General features: G+C 74.2%; 3 protein-coding genes and 1 pseudogene. 3 read left to right on the top strand and 1 reads right to left on the bottom strand.

What is annotated here, in order from left to right; genetic code table 11:
- Positions 1 to 60: 60 nt before the first annotated feature.
- Together E1283_RS33665 and E1283_RS33660 are read left to right on the top strand one after the other, a co-directional pair.
- A complete protein-coding gene (locus E1283_RS33665) occupies positions 61 to 630 on the top strand; it encodes a 2'-5' RNA ligase family protein (protein ID WP_132821962.1) in 570 nt (189 codons plus the stop codon).
- 61 nt (positions 631 to 691) lie between these two features.
- A pseudogene (locus E1283_RS33660) lies at positions 692 to 1,450 on the top strand (YihY/virulence factor BrkB family protein); the annotation flags it as partial.
- Positions 1,451 to 1,514: 64 nt separating this feature from the next.
- Here the strand turns inward: E1283_RS33660 and E1283_RS33655 are convergent.
- Positions 1,515 to 2,813, bottom strand: coding sequence for a D-alanyl-D-alanine carboxypeptidase family protein (locus E1283_RS33655; RefSeq protein WP_425086270.1), 1,299 nt, complete (start codon positions 2,811 to 2,813; stop codon positions 1,515 to 1,517).
- A 131-nt stretch (positions 2,814 to 2,944) separates the two neighbouring features.
- Between E1283_RS33655 and E1283_RS33650 the strand changes: the two genes are divergently transcribed.
- On the top strand, positions 2,945 to 3,712 hold the full coding sequence (locus tag E1283_RS33650) for a hypothetical protein (protein WP_132821961.1): 768 nt from the start codon (positions 2,945 to 2,947) through the stop codon (positions 3,710 to 3,712).
- Positions 3,713 to 3,721: the final 9 nt, after the last annotated feature.

Genomic DNA, 3,721 nt, shown 5'->3' with positions numbered 1-3,721 from the left:
GTGGGGCCGCCCGGGGTCGGGGGACCGAGAAACGAGCAGCGCGAGGAGAGGAGTCGCGGCGTGGGCACGGTCACGCTCGGCGTGTCGATCGCGGTCCCCGAGCCGCATGGCAGCGCCCTGCAGAGTCGCCGGCTCGGCTTCGGGGACGCCGCCGCGGCCGGCATCCCCACCCATGTGACGCTGCTGCCGCCGACCGAGGTGCCGGCGGCCGACCGGCCGCTGATCGAGGACCACCTGGCGGCCGTCGCCCGCGCCGGCCGCCCGTTCCCGATGCGGCTGCGCGGCACCGACACCTTCCGGCCGGTGTCGCCCGTCGTCTATCTCCGCGTGGTGGCGGGCGCCACCGCCTGCGACCGGCTCCAGCGGCGCGTCAGGGCGGCCGGCGGCCCGCTCGACCGCCAACTCGGCTTCCCCTACCACCCGCACGTCACCCTCGCGCACGGCATCGACGAGGACGCCATGGACATCGCCCAGGCCGAACTCGCCGACTACGAGGCGGCCTGGACGGTGCGCGGCTTCGCCCTCTACGAGCAGGACGAGGCCGGCGTCTGGGAGCCCCGCCGCGAGTTCCGCCTCGCCGGTCGTCGGGCCCCCGCCGTCCCGCCCCGCACCCCGGAGGCCGCCGCGTAGTTCGCGGTGGGGCGTGTCTCTCCCCGCATGCCGGGTACGCGCACCTACCGTGGCACGCGCGATGGAGACACTGACCCGACTGCGCTGGATCGGCCCGGCGGTGGCCCGGATCCAGCGCACCCGGGCGTGGGGCGTGTTCCAGCACCTGGAGTCGCACAACTGGAGCCGGCTGGCCGCGGCCATCACCTTCACCAGCTTCACGGCGCTCTTCCCGGTGCTCGGCCTGGTCGCCGCCCTCGGCGCCGCCGTGCTGAGCCGGGGACGACTGGGGGAGATCGAGAACTGGTTCGAGGACCAGGTGCCCGGCATCTCCGGCCGGCTCGACCTCAACAGCCTCTTCGACAACGCCAGCGCCCTCGGCGTCGTCTCGCTACTGCTCGTCGTCCCCACCGGCGCCAGCTGGGTGAACGCGCTCCGCGGCTGCCTGCGCGAACTGTGGGACCTTCCGGAGCCGCCGGGCAACCCGCTGCTGCGACGCGCCAAGGACCTCGGCGTGCTGGCGGGGCTCGGCGCCGTGACGCTGCTGTCGCTGGTCGTCTCGGCGCTGTCGCTGGCCGTGGTGCGCGCCGTGGCCGAGCACGGTCCCGGCACCCTGCTGATCCAGTTCGCCGCCTTCGCGTTCGCCGCGATCGTCACGTTCCTGCTGCTCTGCTACGTGCTGACCTGGCTGCCCGGGGTCAGGCCGCCGCAGGCCGTGCTGCTCACGGTCTGCGGCCTGGGCGCGGTCGGCTTCGAGCTCCTCAAGCTGGCGCTCGGCGGCTACCTCACCCAGGTCGCGACCCGCAACCTCTACGGCGCCTTCGGCGTCCCGGTGGCGCTGCTGATCTGGATCAACCTGATGGCCAGGCTGCTGCTGGTGTGCTGCGCCTGGACGGCCACCGCGGTCACCCCCGAGGAGCGTCTCCGCGCCGACGTCCTGGCCGGCGACCGGACAGCTGGGCCAACGGGGGCAGCGGATGCCTGCGATGGAACACGTAGGCCCCCGCCGCGAGAACCACCAGACCCGCCGCGGTGACGCCGAGCACCAGCAACCCGCTGACCGAGTCGCCGTCGGAGCCGGCCGCGCCGTTCGCGCCGGTCTCCTCCGCGCCGTTCTTGTCGTCGTCCGCCGGGGTCGGTGTCCCGTCCTCGCCCGGCTCCGCCGCCTCGCTCAGCGGCGGCACCAGCTCGCCGACCGGCTCGACCAGCCCCTCGGCCGCGAACCCCCAATCGAGCAGGGCCGCCGACTCCCGGTAGACGGCCAGCGGGTCGTCCTCCTCCGGGGCGAGCGCGGTGACCAGCAGCACCCGGCCGTCGCGCTCGGCCACCCCGGTGAAGGTGTGGCCGGCCTCCGAGGTGTAGCCGTTCTTGACGCCCGCCAGCCCCTCGTACCGGTCGAGGCCCGGGGCGCCGACGAGCAGCCGGTTGGTCGACTGGATCTCGTAGCTCTCGCGCTCCTCGCCGTCCTCCCCCTCGGCCCCGGGGAACTCGGCGCGCGGCGTCGACACGTACTCGCGGAAGTCGGCGTTCTGCATCCCGGAGCGGGCGAACAGGGTCAGGTCGTAGGCGGAGGAGAGCTGTCCCGCGGCGTCGTAGCCGTCCGGGTTGACCACATGGGTGTCGTTGGCCTGGAGCTCCTCGGCACGGTCGTTCATCTCCCGCACCGTCTGTTCCTTGCCGCCGTTCATGGCGGTCAGCGCGTAGACGGCGTCGTTGCCCGAGGCCAGGAAGACGCCGTGCCACAGGTCCTCGACGCGGTAGGTCTGGCCGTCCGCGATGCCGACGGCGCTGCTCCCCGGGCCCATCTCCTCGAAGTGCTCCGGCTCGGCCCGGTAGGTCGCGTCGCGCTCGAACTCGGGCAACAGGGTGTCGGCGAACAGCATCTTGAGCGTGCTGGCCGGGGCGAGCGGCCAGTGCGCGTTGTGCGCGGCGAGCACGTCGCCGGTCTCGGCGTCGGCCACGACCCACGACCTGGACGTCAGGTCGTCGGGCAGCTCGGGCACGCCCGGACCCTCGCCGACCTGGGTGCCAGGCCGGCCGAGGCGTTCTCCGCCGATGGTGGACATGACCTCGGGGGGTTCGTCCCGGGCGTCATCCGGTTCCTCGTCGGCCCGGGCCGGTGACGCCAGGACGAGGGCGGCGAGGGCGGCGCACCCGAACGCGCGCGCGGCGATCGTAAAAGAAGACGAGCGATTGAACGGCACATCGTGAACTTACCGTCGCCCGGCCGTGCGGGGACCAGCGGAGCGAGCCAAACCGGTGAGAGGGCGCCGTCAACCGGGGGACGGCCCTCGCCCATACTTGGTGGCGGGGGATCTTGACGGGAGGTTGGCTGATGGGGCTCGGCTTCGTCGCCGTGGTGTCGGTGCTGGTAGTGGTCGTCCACCGGTACCTGTGGGTGCGGCTCGTCCGCGACGTGTCCCGGCCCGGCGGCTGGTACCGCAGGATCGGCACGGTCCTGCTGTGGGTGCTGCCGATCGTCTCCATGATCACGGTCGTCGGCGACCGCGTCCTCGACCTCCCCTTCCCCCTGGTCCAGGCCCTGGCCTGGCCGGGCAACTACTGGTACGGATCGCTCCTCTACATCCTCCTCACCCTCGCCCTCTGCGAACTCCTCCGCCCCCTCGCCATGAGGGTGCGCTGGCCGCGACCCGCCTCCGGCGGTGACCCCGGCCCGGGCGGCGTCCGTGGCTCCGCCACGGACTCGCCGCCCGGGCCGCCCGACTCGGCCACGGACTCGCCGTCCGGGCTGCCCGACTCGGCCCGGGCCACGGCGTCGGGCGGTGTCCGCGCCACGGCGACGGCTGGCGCGGCCGGGGCCACTGCCCCCGGCGACGACCGGGGCGCAGCCCCGGACCCGGCCCCCGGCCACGCGTCACCCGACGAAGCCGCACCGGAGCGGCCGGCCGCACCGGCGGCCGGCGGAGCCCCGGAGTCGGCCGGTGGGTTGGCGTCCCCCGGCGGGGCCAACGGCCAGGCCGTCGCCGGGGCGGAGCTGCCGGCCGCACCGGCGGCAGCCGAAGGTGCCGGGGGAGCCGGGGGCGGAGCCCCGGACCCTGTCTCTTATACACCTCTGACGCTGCCGACGAACTCTAGGGTGTAAATCTCGGTG

The sequence above is a fragment of the Streptomyces hainanensis genome (assembly GCF_004348415.1).
GTDB classification, from domain to species: Bacteria; Actinomycetota; Actinomycetes; order Streptomycetales; family Streptomycetaceae; genus Streptomyces; species Streptomyces hainanensis.
Note: the sequence above shows the minus strand (reverse complement) of the source record. Positions and strands in the feature narration are given on the sequence as shown.